This is a genomic window from Janthinobacterium sp. GW456P (genome assembly GCF_002127655.1).
In the GTDB taxonomy this organism is placed as follows: domain Bacteria; phylum Pseudomonadota; class Gammaproteobacteria; order Burkholderiales; family Burkholderiaceae_D; genus Janthinobacterium.
The window spans coordinates 74,787-91,617 of sequence record NZ_NEHB01000011.1 but is presented as its reverse complement, the minus strand read 5'-3'; the positions used below and the strand labels follow the sequence as shown (position 1 = coordinate 91,617).

General features: G+C 58.9%; 10 protein-coding genes. 4 read left to right on the top strand and 6 right to left on the bottom strand.

What is annotated here, in order from left to right; genetic code table 11:
• Positions 1-101 precede the first annotated feature (101 nt).
• Genes CBW66_RS12555 through CBW66_RS12545 form a run of 3 tightly spaced genes read right to left on the bottom strand, consistent with a single transcriptional unit; the run spans position 102 to position 4,491 of the window.
• Positions 102-2,543, bottom strand: a complete 2,442-nt coding sequence (locus CBW66_RS12555) for an ABC transporter permease (RefSeq protein ID WP_086138034.1) — start codon at positions 2,541-2,543, stop codon at positions 102-104.
• A 13-nt stretch (positions 2,544-2,556) separates the two neighbouring features.
• Positions 2,557-3,237 (bottom strand): ABC transporter ATP-binding protein, encoded by a 681-nt coding sequence (locus tag CBW66_RS12550; protein ID WP_086138099.1) that lies wholly within the window; start codon positions 3,235-3,237, stop codon positions 2,557-2,559.
• A gap of 57 nt (positions 3,238-3,294) precedes the next feature.
• Positions 3,295-4,491 carry an efflux RND transporter periplasmic adaptor subunit gene (locus tag CBW66_RS12545; protein ID WP_230492308.1) on the bottom strand — a complete coding sequence of 399 codons (1,197 nt, stop codon included), beginning with the start codon at positions 4,489-4,491 and terminating at the stop codon, positions 3,295-3,297.
• A gap of 292 nt (positions 4,492-4,783) precedes the next feature.
• Between CBW66_RS12545 and CBW66_RS12540 the strand changes: the two genes are divergently transcribed.
• Both CBW66_RS12540 and CBW66_RS12535 read left to right on the top strand, forming a co-directional pair.
• Positions 4,784-6,154, top strand: coding sequence for a sigma-54 dependent transcriptional regulator (locus CBW66_RS12540; protein WP_086138033.1), 1,371 nt, complete (start codon positions 4,784-4,786; stop codon positions 6,152-6,154).
• A gap of 163 nt (positions 6,155-6,317) precedes the next feature.
• Positions 6,318-7,361, top strand: a complete 1,044-nt coding sequence (locus CBW66_RS12535) for a PAS domain-containing sensor histidine kinase (protein ID WP_230492307.1) — start codon at positions 6,318-6,320, stop codon at positions 7,359-7,361.
• Positions 7,362-7,549: 188 nt separating this feature from the next.
• Here CBW66_RS12535 and CBW66_RS28445 read toward each other — a convergent pair whose 3' ends face one another.
• A complete protein-coding gene (locus CBW66_RS28445) occupies positions 7,550-7,951 on the bottom strand; it encodes a hypothetical protein (protein WP_086138031.1) in 402 nt (133 codons plus the stop codon).
• A gap of 152 nt (positions 7,952-8,103) precedes the next feature.
• Positions 8,104-9,729, bottom strand: coding sequence for a response regulator (locus CBW66_RS12525; protein WP_086138030.1), 1,626 nt, complete (start codon positions 9,727-9,729; stop codon positions 8,104-8,106).
• 350 nt (positions 9,730-10,079) lie between these two features.
• Here CBW66_RS12525 and CBW66_RS12520 point away from each other — a divergent pair, with 350 nt between their 5' ends.
• Both CBW66_RS12520 and purL read left to right on the top strand, forming a co-directional pair.
• Positions 10,080-11,144 (top strand): diguanylate cyclase, encoded by a 1,065-nt coding sequence (locus CBW66_RS12520; protein ID WP_139841635.1) that lies wholly within the window; start codon positions 10,080-10,082, stop codon positions 11,142-11,144.
• Between the two features lie 184 nt (positions 11,145-11,328).
• Positions 11,329-15,366 carry a phosphoribosylformylglycinamidine synthase gene (gene purL / locus CBW66_RS12515; RefSeq protein ID WP_086138028.1) on the top strand — a complete coding sequence of 1,346 codons (4,038 nt, stop codon included), beginning with the start codon at positions 11,329-11,331 and terminating at the stop codon, positions 15,364-15,366.
• 130 nt (positions 15,367-15,496) lie between these two features.
• Here purL and CBW66_RS12510 read toward each other — a convergent pair whose 3' ends face one another.
• Positions 15,497-16,801: an SIR2 family protein gene (locus CBW66_RS12510; protein WP_086138027.1), complete on the bottom strand. Its 1,305-nt coding sequence runs from the start codon at positions 16,799-16,801 to the stop codon at positions 15,497-15,499.
• Positions 16,802-16,831 lie beyond the last annotated feature (30 nt).

Sequence of the window (16,831 nt, the reverse complement as noted above, 5' to 3'; positions counted from 1 at the left end):
CGATTCGGCGCGCCATGCGGCTTCATCCGCTTGCGCCCCGAAGCAGCCCTTCAAAGGCTGCGTTTTGCTTACGTCGAGTGTTAATAAGGAACATTGATGCGTTACATGCGAAGGGCATGGGCGGGACGGACCTTCATCGCGATCCACGCTTGTCGACTGGCTGCCGCCAATGCAACGAAGCTGGTCACGACGAGCGCGAGCAGCAGGGGCAGGAACCCGGCAGGCGCCCGTTCGACCCAGGTAGACAAATAACGTGCGATGGCCACGGCCGCAATCGGCAATCCTGCTAACGCGCTGATCAACAGCATGTTTCCGATGCCGTGCAAGACAAGCATGCCGATAGCAGAGTCACTTGCACCATGGAGTTTTCGCAAGACAATTTCCTTAGCACGGCGTTGCACTGTATCGGCCGACAGGACATAGGTTCCAAATGCTGCAAGGGTCAGTGCGATACCTGTTGCCAGTGCGAGCAAGCTGGCCAGGCGCGCATCGTCAGCATAATTGGCGGCGAGTACGCTCGCCGCTGGTTGGATGGATGGTATGGACGAGGGAAAGTAACTTGGCCATATTGATCGGATGGCATCCACCACCTGGATAGATTCGCCATTCGTGCGCACGCTTAAAGCTGTACCGCCCGTGCTTAACTGGAACGCCATCGGTGCCGGTGTTTCTCGCAATGACTGGAACCGCAGCGGTGGCGCGATCCCGATGACACGACCCGGGACCTGCTTGTTGTCGAAACTCGTCGTGATGACGATTTGGCCAAGTGCTGCTTGCGCATCGGCAAAGCCGAGCTGGCGTGCCGCAAGTGCATTGAGGACCAGCGGTACGGAATCGTCGTCATGGTCCAGCGTTGGATCGAACAAGCGCCCGGCTTCCGGCTTGATGGCGTAAAGCATAAAAAAATTGCGGCTGACTTGCTTGATTTCCATCGTCGCACTGGTGCCATCTGGACGTTTCAGGTCGCGGCGCCATGTGTCGTTATGACGACCGATCGCGTCATCCGACACAGCTACGTCTTGTATCCCGGGTGCCGCCGCTAAAGCCGTCATCAGGCCGCGCGCTTGCGCGCTGTATTTGACCTGTTCAGGCATATCCACGATCAGTATGGAACCCGGATCGAAACCAGGCGAAGCACGCATGGCATAACTTGTCTGCCAGGCAATGGCTAACGTCATACTGGCAAATCCCATCGCTGCGCTTAGCTGTGCCACGGTCATGATGCGCCGCAGGCGTGCAGTCGCACGCGATTCAGTTGCCATGCGCCCAGCCAATGATTCTGCAGGAAGGACAGACCAGGCGATCCATGCCGGCCAAGCCGCTGTCAACAGCCCGAGCCCGAAGACTAGGGCTACAACCCAGCCCAGGTCGCCAACTGTGAAGGCGTCTTGGAGCTGGCGGTCAACTAGGCTTGAAAACAGCGGCAGTGCCAGCCACGCCAGGAGCAGACCCACAGAAGCAGCCAGGACGGTGATCAGCCATGCCTCCACCAGCAATTCCAGCGCAATGCTCCAACATGAGGCGCCGAGCACCTTGCGCATGGCCAGTTCACGCTGGCGTCTCACTACCCGCACGGTCGCCAGGTTAACGAAATTGATCGAAGCCAGAACAAGGATAAGCACGGCGACAGCGGCAAGGCCGGCAACGACAACGGGATCGCCCCGCTGGCCGGCGCCGGCGATGAAATTTCCCTTGATGCTAGTATCGAAATACGCTGCGTCGAGCCGTGCCAGCGCAATGTCCATTACCGGGCGACGGCCCAGGCGCGCTTTAATGTCGGGACTCTGTTGATGTAATGCCGGTGCACCGTCGACTGCGTCCTGCAACTGCCGTGCAAGCATCGGCACGGACGCGCCGGCACGCACACGCACCAGAAGCTTGCCCGGCCAGCCTTTGCGGCCGGTTAGCATTTCATCGCGGACATCGGCCGCGAGCGTTGAATCTGTGCCCAGCAGTGCTTCAAATGGCATGGTGGTATTCGCAGGCGGCGTACGCAGCACTGCGCCAACCCGTAATAATTTACCTTCCGCAAGCAGACTGCGTCCCATGGCCCGCGTGGTGCCAAAGAGCCGCATTGCAGTCAATTCAGTGACCGCGACCCGGTCAGGTGCCGCCAGTGTTGTGGCAAGATCGCCCTGTACTTCCCTGAGGCCCAGCATCTCGGCAAATCCCGGCAAGACAGTCAGGCTTTTCAGGGCATTTAGCTTACCGTCGACGTTGACAGTCAGGCCCGTTGACTCGGGACGTGATGGCAAGTACCCGGTGGCCGCAGCTACACCGGGTGTTGCGGCTGCCACGGATCGTAGCAGTAATGGCGCTTGATCGTACCAAGGCCCTGTCGGATCGACATTGTCGCGTTGTTTGACAACGTATACGTGCTCGACATCGGGCACTTCCGCGTTGTATTGCAAGCAGTACCGCACCAAGCCGAGAATCAGCATGGCTGAAGCAATGCCGATAGCGAGGGTGGCAATGACAATAGCGGCGTAGGCGGGCTCCCGTCTGAGTGCGCATGCGCTTCGGCGCATCGTGGTCAATAACATATTCGCTCTCCGCTCAGGCTGGCTGCAGGGCGTCGACCAGGATACGGCCGTCGAGCAGCCGCACCGTGCGAGACGCCTGGGCAGCGTGCGCCGGCGAGTGTGTCACCATGACGATGGTCGTGCCATCAGCATTGATCTGGCGAAGAATGCGCATTACCTCGTCGCCATGGGCTGTATCAAGATTACCCGTTGGCTCATCAGCAAGCAACAGCGCCGGATTGGCGACAAGAGCACGCGCGATGGCCACACGCTGTTGCTGCCCGCCGGAGAGCTGCGACGGGCGGTGACCGGCGCGATGCGCCACGCCTAGTCGTTCGAGGATCGCAGCGACCCGCACCTTGCGCTGCGCTGCAGGTACATCCATGTAGTCGAGTGCCAATGCCACGTTTTCGGCAACCGTCAATTCTTCGATCAGGTTGAAATTCTGGAAAATAAAGCCGATACGGCCGCGTCGTAATCCATTGAGCTGTGCTTCGCTCCAACCCGCCACATTGCGGCCGTCGAACCAGCATTCACCGCCGTCGGGCGCGTCCAGCAGTCCCAGCAAGGCCAGGAGCGTCGACTTGCCACAGCCGGACGGCCCGGTGATCGCCAGATATTCGCCCGCAGCGATGGTGAGGTCAATCCGGTCAAGCGCCGTCGTGTGCACATCGCCGCCACGATACGTTTTCGTTATGTTGACGAGCTTGAACATGCTTTCCTGTTGTATGCGATTCAATTGCATGATTGTGTCATTTCCCTGATAGACATGTTAGTGGGTGAGATGAAGATGCTGCGCCGTGGCATACGGCGCGTAAGACGACACGATGACTTGCTCGCCGACAGCAAGGCCGGCGAGTATTTCGATCTGCGTGCTGCTGCGTCGGCCTATGCGCACGGCCCGGCGCTTTGCTTGTACGCCATCGGCTTCCAGGACAAATACCCAGGCTCCGCCTGTGTCATTACTGAATGAATCATTGGGAAGGAACAAGCTAGTCCGCGCAGCATCCAGTGTGATCAGGACGTCCACGCTCTGGCCTGGGCTGAGAGTCACCGGCTGGCCATCAAGCAACGTCAACTCAACCGTGAATTTTCCGTCGCTCACTTGCGGATAGATGCGGCTGACAGCCACGCGCTGGGTCCGGCCATCGATCACCGCTATCCCCGGCCGTCCCGTGGCAAGGCGGCGCAAATAGTATTCGTCAAGTTGGGCCGCTAAACAAAATTGCGCGATGTCATCGATGCGTCCGAGGCGCTGTCCTGACCGGACAGTTTCACCCACCTGCAATTTGAAATCTGCCAGGCGGCCGGCAACGGGCGCGCGCACTGCCAGTGCATCTACGCCGGCGTTCACCAGTTTCAAGCCATCTTCCAGTCTAGAGACGGCCTGAGCAATCTGGCCGATGGCGTCCCGTCTGGCGGTCGCTTCGCTCCTGCCGGCGGCGTCTTCGCTGGCTAGCGCGTGGCGCTGCCGCGCCAGCTGGTCCGCCACTTCTTCCAAGGCGGCGCCCGATACGAAACCCTGCTTGGCCAGAGCCGAGCTCCTCGCAAATTGCTTTTCAGCCTGAGCGACAGCAAACGCGAGGTCGGCGCTGCGGCGCGCACTGTCCGCCCGACTGGTTTCACCCGCGAGGCGCAGGTTCAGCAAGTTCGAAATCTGCTGCGCATGCTCAGCCTCGCGTGCAAGCATCTCCAGCAGGCGCTGTGGATTCGACAGTCGGAACAGTAATTCGCCCTGGCGAACCAGCGCGCCATCGCGCACCATCACTTCTTCAGCCCGGCCATTTTCCACCACATCCAGCACGACCGAGTGCAGCGGCTGGGCGGTCGCACGCGCGGCCACGTCGTCACGCAGGACACCGCGTTGGACAACAGCGATGCGCACGCTGGCGGCGGGTACCTGCAGTCCGCGCGGCCACAGCCACCAGGCCAGTGCGGCAAACCCAATCAGGAAGAGTAACGTGGCCATTACCATGACCCGGCGCCGGCTACGCTGGCGTAGGATCGGTCGGTCCATTGCCGCCCCGGTAGGGCGAGATGAGCTTGCGCTGTGGTCTGTTATCATGATTTTAATACAGCAACATCCGTGCCACGCGGTTTCGGACCAATCGACCGTTACTTTTTTCACTTGCCCACTCATTCGTTCGCAATCGCACATGCAAACTGTCCACATCCGGACACTTTTGGCAAAGTGATATCGCGCTGTGGAATCATGCAAAGCATGCTGATAAACTCGAGTTTTGTGAATTCTTTTATTTCCAATGTCCGGCAAGCAGGCAAATGTACTGATCCTCGATGACGATGCAGACGTGGCGCTGGCAGCGCGTATGCTGCTGCGCCGGCACGTTGCGCAGGTCGCAACGCTTGACCACCCTGGTCAGTTACCGGCATGGCTCGCAAGTAATCGTCCTGATGTCGTGTTGCTCGATATGAATTTCTCGGCGGGACGAACGAATGGTGGCGAAGGCATGCAACTATTGGCGCAGTTGCGGGCGCTGCCCAACTCACCCGAGATCATTGCCATTACTGCGTACGCGGACGTTCCTCTGGCCGTTGCGGCGATGCAGGGCGGCGCGGGTGACTTCCTGACGAAGCCGTGGGATAACGTGCGCCTGGTGCATGCCGTCGAGGCGGCCTTTGCGCGATGGGCCATGCGTTCGCCTCTTCCTGCTGACGCATCTGGTGCGGCACCAACCGACGCCGACGGCTTGCTCGGAAGCTCGAACGCGATGGCTGCATTGCGTGACATGATCGCCAGTGTGGGGCCCACCGAGGCGAACGTCATGATCCTCGGAGAAAATGGCGTTGGCAAAGAACTGGTAGCACGCGCCGTTCACCGGGCTTCCCACCGGGCAGCCCGGCAGTTCCTCGCGGTTGATATGGGCAGCTTGCCTGAGGCGATGCTCGAAAGCGAACTGTTCGGACACCGGCGCGGCGCGTTCACCGATGCACGCAATGACCGCGCAGGCCGCTTCCAGGCAGCGTGCGGTGGCACTTTGTTTCTTGACGAAATCAGCAACATGCCACTGGCAGCACAGGCGAAGCTGCTGACAGTGCTCGAACGACGCCAGGTGACGCCCCTTGGCGCGGATACGCCCGAGGGCATCGATGTGCGCGTTGTGAGTGCAACCAATCTCGAAGAAGAACGGCTGAACGACGTTGCGCTTTTTCGCACAGACCTGCTGTTTCGCCTGAATACGATCGTCTTGCGGGTTCCGCCCTTGCGTGAGCGTCCTGGCGACATTCCGGACTTGCTGCGCCATTATTTGTTTCACTACGAGCAGCAATATCGCAAACCCGCGCGCGCCATCGCCGCGGCTGCCTTCGATGCGCTATGCGCGGATGCATGGCCAGGCAATGTTCGCTCCCTGCGCCATGCCTGTGAACGCGCCGTCATCCTCGGGCGTGATGCCGTCTATGTGCTGGCCGATTTTGGCATTGCGGCGAAAGCAGCTGCGCCTGTGTTATCACCTCCTGTCGCCATCGGTGTCCCGCGTGAGCTCGGCATGCTCGAGCGTGACGCCATTGCCGCGGCGCTGCTCGAAATGAGAGGAAATATCAGCCGGGCTGCCAAGACCCTTGGCGTAAGTCGGGCAGCGCTATATCGAAAGCTGGATAAACATGGCTTGTAGACAGGCTTGCCTCCTCCTTGGCGGAATACTGCTGGCTTCGGCAGGGTGGGTGGGCGGCGCACTGCACCAAGGGACTGATGGTGTCGGAACACGTGCCATCGTCCTGCTCGTCCTGACAGTGCTGATTGCAGTAACGCTGATTCGGTATGCCATGGAGCATGGCATGGCCATCACGCCAGAGGGACAGTCACCGTCTAAGCCTTTTCAAGCGCCTGAGGCCCTCCGCTTCCTGTTGCTGGAAGCACGCCTCGAACATGCGCCGGTCCCGTTGTTCAATATGACGCCGGCGAATATGGAACCGTTGAATGCCAGCGCGCGGCGCCTCCTGGCACCAGGGCGCGTCACCGATACAGTTCCCCTGCATGCGGCATTGGCTGGCCTCTCCGTTGGCAGTCGGACACTGGTTCAGTTCGATAGTGAGCATGGGACCGAGCGTGCCTTGGCCGTCCGCAATGTATTGACCGTCGATGGTGCGCCCCAGTCCCTCGTTGCACTGCTGCCTCTGGAGAACGAACTATCCGCCGAGGCCACACAGGCCTGGTGCAAGCTCGTCCATGTGTTGACCCATGAGATCATGAATTCACTGACACCAGTGGCGTCGCTCTCGCAAACGTCGCGCACTCTGCTCGCCGAGGCAGCAGGCGCTCTTGCTCCCGACCTGGCTGCCGACCTTGACGTCGCGCTGGACGCAATAAGCCGTCGCGCTGAAAGCCTGGGCCATTTCGTCAGCCATTACCGCATGTTGGCCAGCCTGCCTAGGCCACAGCCGCAACGCTTCCTGGTCAAAGACCTTTTTGCACGTTTGTCGGCCTTGGTTGCACCGGGATGGCAGGCGCGTGGAGGAAAAGCGACTTTCGTCGTCGCATCCAGCACGCTGTCACTACGGGCTGACTCGGGTCAGATTGAGCAAGCCCTGGTTAACCTGCTTCAGAATGCGGTGGACGCGACTGCAGCGAGTCTGGCACCGCAAGTATCCGTCGACGCGCACTTCACCACGGGCGGCCGGTTGCGTATCGATGTGCGCGACAATGGACACGGCATTCCCGATGGGGTGGCGGCGGAAATATTCACGCCATTTTTCTCGACCAAAAAACAGGGAGGCGGTATCGGTCTTGCAATGGTGCGGCAGCTGATTCAGTTGAACGGCGGAACTGTGCGCTACGCCCGCCCGATCAACGATGGCGCTCACTTCATCATCACATTCTAGCGTAAAGCATCTCCAGCATTTTCGGTGACGAGCGCGAACCGTTAGAACCCGGAATCCGTCAAGCCTGACGGTGGGCGCAATATAATTCTATATAGCTACATTTTTAGCGTCGTGAAAGAATGTTGACCGGCCGCCTCTGCCCGGTTGCCGTCGTTGGCAAGTTCCGCCCCAAAGCGGACGTGATCGCGTCACCACCATTTGCCGAACTTGTTGAGCGCTGAATACAGCGCAAGCATTGACCCGGCATTGATCTTCAGACGAATTGCGATATTGTCACCATCTTGTGACTGCCTTTCCGAACGAGGATTGATCGTTAGATACTCGTGAGATGAATGCCGTTCGAAGTGAAGTATTGGGTACTCGCTCATGTCATGCAGTCCCGCGCCGCTGCCGTCACGCAGTGCATTTTCGAATTGAACGAGGGCGCCGTACTCAAACCAAAGGTGCTCGGCAGTCCAGTTGAAACTCTGGCTACCACTTGCATACTCAACTTCAAGCCGGACCTGGACGCCAAGATCTATCGGGTCTACTTCTGCAAACCAAAGCTGGAACTTGAGGGGGCCTTCGACGAAAGCTACGTCAGCAGCCATCTAAATCCTTTTCGACACAGTCCGGCGTATGAGATCTTTGCGTTCCGGGCAATAAAAAGGTTTGGCCCGGCGCGCCAATCCCGCAAGCAAGGACTGGGGCGGACCTCAAGGTCCGATCCCGGCATTTAAACAGGGCAGTCGGCAGGCAAGAGTCAGGTCGCAATACCATACTTGTGCTGCGTGGCCGCATACTGCTGCTTGAGCGACTCCAGCTGCGGATGCCTGGGGTCGATCTTGCGGATGATTTGCATCTGGTGTTGCGCCTGTTCAGCCAGCGGGGCTTCCCAGCCCAGCATGTTGAGCTGGCGCAGGATGGCCTCGACGGAGGCGAACAGCACGGGCAGGTTGCCCGGCGTCTTGCGCAGGGCCTGGCGCAGCACGAAGACGGCGCCCTTGAGTTCTCCGCTTTCCGCCTTGCTGGCCGCATCCTGCATCAATTCCTGCACCTGGTTCGTGATCTGCTGGCCCATGCCTTGCGCCAGGTCGTGGCGGCCCGCTTTTTCAAATACGTCGACGGCCGCTTCCATCGTCACGTCGCTGTCGGCTTCGTTGACGAGTTTCATCATGACGTCGGACGCCGCCTGTTCCAGGTTGTTCTTCAGGCAGCTTTGCACCAGGCCCACCTTCAGCTGCGTCGACAGACCTCGCGCGTCGTCCAGGGCGGCGGCGGCCAGTTGCAGTTCGGTGGCGGCGGCGATGTCGTTGCCCGACAGTTCATGCAGCATGGCGGCCGAGATGGCACGGCATGCTTCCACGTTGGCGCTGCCCCGCAGGGAGCGCTCCATGTCGCGCAGCACGCCGCTCGCTTGCGGCGCGTCGCCCTTTTTCACCAGCGTTTTTACCAGGTTGACGTGGTCTTCCGGGTCGCGGAATTCAGAATACTTCGCTTTCGTCACGACCTGCTTGTAGGCCCGTTCGGCCGCGCCGATGTCGCCCGTGTCGAAGGCGATGCCGCCCAGGTGACGCAAGCGGCGTACCATGTGCGGCGAGATGGCCACGGCGTCCTCGAGGATTTTCTTGGCCTGCAGTTGCTGGCCCATGGCTTCATGGTTTTGCGCCAGCAAGTCGTAGGCGGCCATGAAGCGGGGATAGGTCTCCACCAGTTCCAGCAGCGCTTCCTGCGCATCCTCGTGGCGCTGCTGTTCGAACAGGGTGCGCGCCAGGCCCAGGTGCGCCCAGGCCATGGGACGCGTGGCCAGCATGTCGGCGTAGAGCTGTTCCGCTTCCTTCCATTCGTCCAGGCTGATGTGCAGTTCGGCGCGCAGGCGGGCGAAATCGGCCGCCAGGCGAGGGTGCTGCAGTTCGGCCGCGCGGCAGCTTTTCACGGCTTCGCGCAAGTCGCCCTTGTCGATCAGCTGATACGTGGGCAGGAAAACGGCGCGCCGCTCGATGGCGCGAGCGATGCGGCCGCTCAGCACGTCGACGGTGAACGGTTTTAATATGTAGTCGGACGGGGTCAGCTCGGCTGCGCTGATCACCTTGCTGTGGATGGCTTCCGAGGTCAGCATGATGAAGATCGTCCACAGGCCGATCAGCTTATGGTGGCGCAAGTCTTCCAGCAATTGCTGGCCATCCTGGCCGTCCGTGCCGCTGCCAAGGTCGTATTCGCACAGGATGATGTCGAACGGTTTCTTCGTCAGCAAGCGGATGGCCGTGCCGGCATTGACGGCATATTCCACCTTGGTGATGGCGGCCTGGTTCAGCATATTGTGCAGATTGCCCCGCATGCTGGGGTTCGGGTCGACGATCAGGACAGATAAGTCGCTAGTTTCTGGCATGGTTCAGCTCTCGTTCATCTGTTCGGTCATTTGCGGGAACTCTTCTTATATGTATTTGCCTGGCAGTATTGTTTTTTATCAGCATACTGCAAAGCCGGGCGACACTGCCAGCAATATGCATGCAATCGGGTGCCGTGCGCAAGGGCAGGCGCGTCTGGCGCCGTCCGGCGTTGTATTTCATGACACGAGCGCCTCTTGCGACAGTGCGGGCGCCTGTTTTTCCGGCCATTCCCTGACTACCATGATAGTATTCTAAAATGCAACACCTGTTGCATGCCGTACCACGTCGCGGCAAGGCATGCGCAAGGCTTTAACGGGCGCTTTATCCCTCTCTGGTGTCGATACCCGTCATGCGCGTTCCTGAACTGTCTACCTTGCGGCGCATTGCCGTTCCCCTTGCCTTTGGCGGCAACAGCGAACAGCAGCATACGTATTTTGCGGAATTGCACCGGGTCGGTCTGATCACGCAAGTGATGGGCATCATCGCCTTCAGCCTGGCCTGGCTGCTGATGCCGCCGACCTACCATCCGAACCTGACGCACGCCGTGCTGGCCTTGCTGGGCATGTTGGCGAGCCTGGCCGTGCGCTACCGCTGCACCACCTTGCCCGTGTTGACCATGACGGGTGCCTGCGCCGTGCTGGCGCTGACCTTCGGCTTGCGCACCATGGCCGACGCTGTCCACCACGCCAGCTTCTGGGTCTTGCCCGTGGGTGTCTTCATGACCCTGGCCATCGCTTCCATCTTCAATGGCGGTCTCAGCTACCTGGCCGTGGTGGCCGGCGTGTGGTGGAACGTGGGCCGCGGCCTGTATCCCGTCAACGCCGGCTTGCCCGACCAGCCCTGGGTGCCGTTGATGATCGCCGTCAGCGTGCTGTTCGGGCTGGCGCTGAACGTCAGCTTCAGCTTATTGCGCCTGCGTAACTATCACGCCAAGGTGGAATTGACGCGGCTGGCCTTCCAGGACAGCCTGACGGGCCTCAACAACCGCCGCATGTTCACGCAGCGCGCCCAGCAGATGCATGGCGCGCCGCAGGGCGGCATGCTGCATTTCCTGATGATCGATATCGATAATTTCAAGATCATCAACGACCAGCAGGGCCACGATGCGGGCGACGCGGTGCTCATGCGCACGGCCGCCATCATCGCGGACAAGGCGCAAAGCCATCTGTGCGGACGCCTGGGCGGCGAGGAATTCGGCATCGTCTACGCGGGCGACAGCGAGGCCGTGCGCGCCTTCGCCGGCGCCCTGGTCGCCGCCGTCAGCCAGGCTTTCCATGCGGCACAGTTCGTGTCGATCAGCGTGGGCGTGACCGAGCTGGACCGTGGCAAAGAGCTGAGCCACAGTTACAGGCTGGCCGACGAGGCGCTGTACCTGGCCAAGCGGCAGGGCAAGAACCGTTATGTGATTGCCTGATCCTATTGTTGCAAGTTGGCAAAAACTGCCGGTTTCCGGGGAAAAATGGCTGGAAAGCCATAAGTTCCGGTCATAAGGCAGGGGTAAAACGGGTATAATGCGCGCAAAGGAAATTTGCCGTACGAAAGATATTGTCATACCTACCTTTAACCCGCAGCCACGCTGCATCAACCACCTTCCAATCATGTTGATACTGCCGGGTTCCAATGCCCTGTCCCATTTCCGTAGCCACCGTCTGTTAAGCCAACTGCAAGCCGTTTCGCCTGCGATCGTTGCCGTGCTAGCACGCTATGTCCATTTCATCGATGCCAGCGCGCCGCTCACCAGCGACGACAGCACGCGCCTGGGCGCCTTGCTGACGTACGGCGAGCCGGCCCAGGCCGACAATACGGAAGGCGCTGCCGAAGAATTCTTCGTCATCCCCCGTTTCGGCACGATCTCGCCGTGGGCTTCCAAAGCCACCGACATCGCGCACAACTGCGGCATGGCGCACATCAAGCGCGTCGAACGCGGCATCGCCTTCCGCATCAACCTGAAATCGGGCATCCTGGGCAGCGCCATCGGCGCCGGCAAATTGACGGACGAGCAAGTGCAGGCTGTGGCCGGCCTGCTGCACGACCGCATGACGGAATCCGTTCTGCGCAGCGCCGACGACGCCAAGGACCTGTTCCGCACCCTGGAAGCGCGCCCATTGGAATCGATCGACTTGCTGGGGCAGGGCAAGGCCGCGCTGGAAACGGCGAACGTCGAGCTGGGCCTGGCGATGTCGGAAGACGAAATCGACTACCTGGACGCCGCCTTCACCAAGGCCGGCCGCAACCCGACGGACGTGGAACTGATGATGTTCGCGCAGGCGAACAGCGAGCATTGCCGCCACAAGATCTTCAACGCCGACTGGACCATCGACGGCGTGGCGCAGCCGAAATCGCTGTTCGGCATGATCAAGAACACGCACGAACTGCAGCCGAAGGGCACCGTCGTCGCCTACAGCGACAACTCGTCCATCATGGAAGGCGCCACCGTCTCGCGCTTCTACCCGCGCGGCGACAAGCACGAATACGCGGCATCGACCGAATTGACGCACACCCTGATGAAGGTGGAAACGCATAACCACCCGACGGCGATTTCTCCATTCCCAGGCGCCTCCACGGGCGCGGGCGGCGAGATCCGCGACGAAGGCGCGACGGGCCGCGGCGCCAAGCCAAAAGCCGGTTTGACGGGCTTCACCGTGTCGAACCTGTCCTTGCCGGACGCCGTGCGCAGCTGGGAAACGGCCGCTTCCGTGACGGCGCCATTGGCTGGCCGCACCGATGCAGATCAATACGGCAAGCCGGAGCGCATCGCCTCGCCGCTGCAAATCATGATCGAAGGCCCGTTGGGCGGCGCCGCGTTCTCGAACGAATTCGGCCGTCCCGTATTGGGCGGCTACTTCCGCACGTATGAACAGAACGTCGGCAGCCACGGTGATGCCGTCTTCGGCTACCACAAGCCGATCATGATCGCTGGCGGCATCGGCAATATCTCGGCGCAGCACACGCACAAGAACGACATCCCCGTCGGCAGCCTGCTGGTGCAGCTCGGTGGCCCGGGCATGCGCATCGGCATGGGCGGCAGCGCCGCCTCGTCGATGACCACCGGCAGCAACACGGCCGACCTGGATTTTGACTCTGTCCAGCGAGGCAATCCGGAAATGGAACGCCGCGCCCAGGAAGTCATCAACGCCTGCTGGCAAATGGGCGCGGACAATCCGATCATCTCGATCCACGACGTGGGTGCGGGCGGCTTGTCGAACGCGTTCCCGGAAATCACCAACGACGCCAAGCGCGGCGCGATTTTCGACCTGCGCAAAGTGCCGCTGGAAGAATCGGGCATGGCGCCGAAGGAAATCTGGAGCAATGAATCGCAGGAGCGCTACGTGCTGGCCATCGCGCCGGAAAGCCTGCCCTTATTTAAAGCCATGTGCGAACGCGAACGCTGTTTGTTCGCCGCCGTGGGCGTGGCCACCGAAGAGCGTCAACTCAAATTGATCGATCCGGAACTGGGCAACGAGCCGGTCGACATGCCGATGGACGTCTTGCTGGGCAAGCCGCCGAAGATGCAGCGCGACGTGGTCCACGTGGCCAACGACTTCCCGGCCATCGACCTGACGGGCATGGACTTGACGGATGTAGCGCAAAAAGTACTGCTGCTGCCCACCGTGGCCGACAAATCCTTCCTGATCACCATTGGCGACCGCAGCGTGGGCGGCATGACCGTGCGCGACCAGATGGTGGGACCGTGGCAAGTGCCGGTGGCCGATTGCGCCGTCACCACCATGAGCTTCGAGGGCTACTTGGGCGAAGCGATGGCCATGGGCGAACGCACGCCGCTGGCCGTCATCGACGCGGCAGCTTCCGGCCGCATGGCCGTCGGCGAAGCCGTCACCAACATCGCCGCCGCCGCGATTGCCGATATCAGCGACATCAAGCTGTCCGCCAACTGGATGGCCGCCTGCGGCCAGCCTGGCCAGGACGCGGCCCTGTATGACACGGTGAAAGCCGTTGGCATGGACCTGTGCCCGGCGCTGGGCATCAGCATCCCCGTCGGCAAGGATTCGCTGTCGATGCGCACGACGTGGAAAGACGAGAACACGGGCGCGGCGAAATCCGTCACGTCGCCCGTCTCTCTGATCGTTTCCTCGTTCGCGCCAGTGACCGACGTGCGCAAGTCGCTCACGCCGCAGCTGAAAACGGACCAGGGCGACACGTCCCTGATCTTGATCGACCTGGGCCGCGGCAAGAACCGCCTGGGCGCCTCGGCACTGGCGCAAGTCATGGGCCAGTTGGGCAATGCCACTCCGGACGTCGACAGCGCGGAAGACTTGAAAGGCTTCTTCGCCGCCATCCAGAAATTGAACAGCGACGACAAGCTGCTGGCCTATCATGACCGTTCGGACGGCGGCCTGTACGCCACCCTGACGGAAATGGCCTTCGCCGGCCACACGGGCATGTCCGTCAACCTCGACATGCTGACCATGGAAGGCGAGCACTCGAGCGACTGGGGCGACGCCAAGAACTGGGCCGGGCAAGTGGCGGAACGCCGCAACGAACTGACCCTGCGCGCGCTGTTCAGCGAGGAGCTGGGCGCCGTGATCCAGGTGCGCGCGGAAGAAAAATCGCTCGTCATGGATGTGCTGCGCACCTTCAACCTGGGCGCCTGCAGCCATATCATCGGCAAATTGAACGACCGCGACGTGATCGAATTCACGCGCGACGCCAAGCTGATTTACACCCAGCCGCGCGCCGACCTGCACCGCCTGTGGAGCGAAACGAGCTGGCGCATCGCCCGCCTGCGCGACAATCCGGCTTGCGCGGACGCCGAATACGACCGCTTGCTGGACCTGCAAGATCCGGGCATGTCGCCGATCGTCACCTTCGACCAGAACGACAACATCGCCGCGCCATTCATCGCCACCGGCGTGCGTCCGCGCGTCGCCATCCTGCGCGAGCAGGGCGTCAACTCGCACATCGAGACGGCCTACGTGATGCATCAGGCAGGTTTTACTGCTGTTGACGTGCACATGAGCGACCTGATTGCGGGTCGCGTCAAACTGGACGACTTCCAGGGCGTCATCGCCGTGGGCGGTTTCTCGTACGGCGACGTGCTGGGCGCGGGCGAAGGCTGGGCGAAAACCATCCTGTTCAACGCCAGCCTGGCGGAACAGTTTGCGCGCTTCTTCAACCGCACGGACAGCTTCGGCCTCGGCATTTGCAACGGCTGCCAGATGATGAGCAACCTGAAATCCATCATCCCCGGCGCCCACGCCTGGCCGAAATTCACGCGCAACAAGTCGGAGAAATTCGAAGGCCGCTTTGCCATGGTCGAAGTGATGGATTCCCCATCGATCTTCTTCAACGGCATGGCCGGCACCCAGGCCGGCATCGCCATCGCCCACGGCGAAGGCTACGCCGACTTCTCGCAAACGGGCGACATCACCCAGGTCACCAAAGCCATGCGTTTTGTGGACAACAAGGGCTTTGCTACGGAAGCGTATCCATACAACCCGAACGGCTCACCGGAAGGTATTACCTCGGTGACCACGCCAGACGGCCGCTTCACCGTGCTGATGCCGCACGCGGAGCGCGTGTTCCGCAGCGTGCAGCAGTCGTATCACCCTGAAGCATGGGGCGAGGACTCGCCATGGATGCGCATGTTCAGGAATGCGCGGAAGTTTGTGGGGTAATTAGTTCGCTTGCAGAGCGGCGCTGGAGTTCAAGGCGCTGCTGCTGAGGCAGGAATGAGAAAGCCGCTGTCGGGAGACAGCGGCTTTTTTTCAAGCGAAACATCTATCTGATTGATTAATATTAAAAATATTAAATGCTATTTACTACTGCTAAGGCATCAGGCCAATCAGTTTGACTTTCAATATGTTTTTTTAGAATAATCCTATTGGCTGAAATTATTTTTGACCAACCGGAATTCCAAGCAGTGTATGCATGCCAAGAATAGCCTAGGAATTGCCCTTTTCGCATTGACTTCATTGAATGTAGTGCGGCATGTAGATAAATTGGCTCAATTGTCTTTCCTCTTAACTCCAATATCGTTGCTAAGTATATAAGCCATCTTGCCAAGTGTTCATATTGAGTCCATGCCCCCGGTTCTTTTGTGAGGCGAATTTTTGTCTCAATTATTTTCCCAAGTGATGATACAACATCATTGTTGTTAATGCTTTTTCCTATGGCTCCTAGGGCTGATATTATTTCAAAAAATGAATTTTCAATTTTCAAATAATCGTCTGTGAATTCGTAATTATGATATAGAACATTGTTTAGCGATTTAATTGAGATTTCGCTGCATCTTTCTGCCGCAGGCATATTGTCTGTGATTTTTTGGAAGAAGTCATGCGCTGATAAACTATCTAGAACCCTAATTCCATAGCAGTGAGAATAATAATCTTTGATGTGCTGATCGACTTTTGATCTTGATATCAGAAAAATGTTTGAGCTAATTACGTGATTTTTTGAAAATCCTTGATAATCACTAATTATTGATTTTAAATTTGCATCGCCGAGAGAATAACCAATAATAACCACAGTATTCTCGTGGAGAATCGTACTTAATTTTCTTGAAAAGTATGATTCCGAATGGATGAATTTAAAATAATCATCTGATGTGACAACCATATTGCCAGGTGAGTCGATTGATCCATGTACATGATAAACTTGAACTCGCGCTGGAGAACGTGGGATGGGCAGTCCTGGTGTTATAGAATGGCATTCCCCTTCATTTGAAAGTGTCTCTAATAATTTATCGTAGTTTGTTGTTATAACTTCGAATGATCTTTTTGAGAGGAAATTTGAAATTATTGAATTGTCGCCACTTGGTTTTATTTTCTCAATTATTTTTGAAATTTCATCATGTATTGAGATTTCTCTTTTTGATAATTCTAGTGATATAATCTGTGCGGCTTCTTCTAGACTCAGAGGGTGGGTTCCATTTTCTGGGAATAGGGCTTTTTTAAGAGAATCGGGATCGCTTGTCATATCGCACATTAATTCAAGAAGTCCTTGCCAACTAGGCGCCTTATCTTCTGTTACTGCCTTTGAGAATCCGGTTCCAGTGAATAAGCAAAGGCGCCCAGAGGCCGCAGCGTATGCAATTTCAAAAAACTCGCTCATATTGTAAATTCCATAAAGATGATTAGAGAT

Excerpts from the sequence above, each read along its gene's own strand:
- CBW66_RS12555 (WP_086138034.1), bottom strand. The coding sequence starts at position 2,543 with ATGTTATTGACCACGATGCGCCGAAGCGCATGCGCACTCAGACGGGAG.
- CBW66_RS12550 (WP_086138099.1), bottom strand. The coding sequence starts at position 3,237 with ATGTTCAAGCTCGTCAACATAACGAAAACGTATCGTGGCGGCGATGTG.
- CBW66_RS12545 (WP_230492308.1), bottom strand. The coding sequence starts at position 4,491 with ATGGCCACGTTACTCTTCCTGATTGGGTTTGCCGCACTGGCCTGGTGG.
- CBW66_RS12540 (WP_086138033.1), top strand. The coding sequence starts at position 4,784 with ATGTCCGGCAAGCAGGCAAATGTACTGATCCTCGATGACGATGCAGAC.
- CBW66_RS12535 (WP_230492307.1), top strand. The coding sequence starts at position 6,318 with ATGGCCATCACGCCAGAGGGACAGTCACCGTCTAAGCCTTTTCAAGCG.
- CBW66_RS28445 (WP_086138031.1), bottom strand. The coding sequence starts at position 7,951 with ATGGCTGCTGACGTAGCTTTCGTCGAAGGCCCCCTCAAGTTCCAGCTT.
- CBW66_RS12525 (WP_086138030.1), bottom strand. The coding sequence starts at position 9,729 with ATGCCAGAAACTAGCGACTTATCTGTCCTGATCGTCGACCCGAACCCC.
- CBW66_RS12520 (WP_139841635.1), top strand. The coding sequence starts at position 10,080 with ATGCGCGTTCCTGAACTGTCTACCTTGCGGCGCATTGCCGTTCCCCTT.
- purL (WP_086138028.1), top strand. The coding sequence starts at position 11,329 with ATGTTGATACTGCCGGGTTCCAATGCCCTGTCCCATTTCCGTAGCCAC.
- CBW66_RS12510 (WP_086138027.1), bottom strand. The coding sequence starts at position 16,801 with ATGAGCGAGTTTTTTGAAATTGCATACGCTGCGGCCTCTGGGCGCCTT.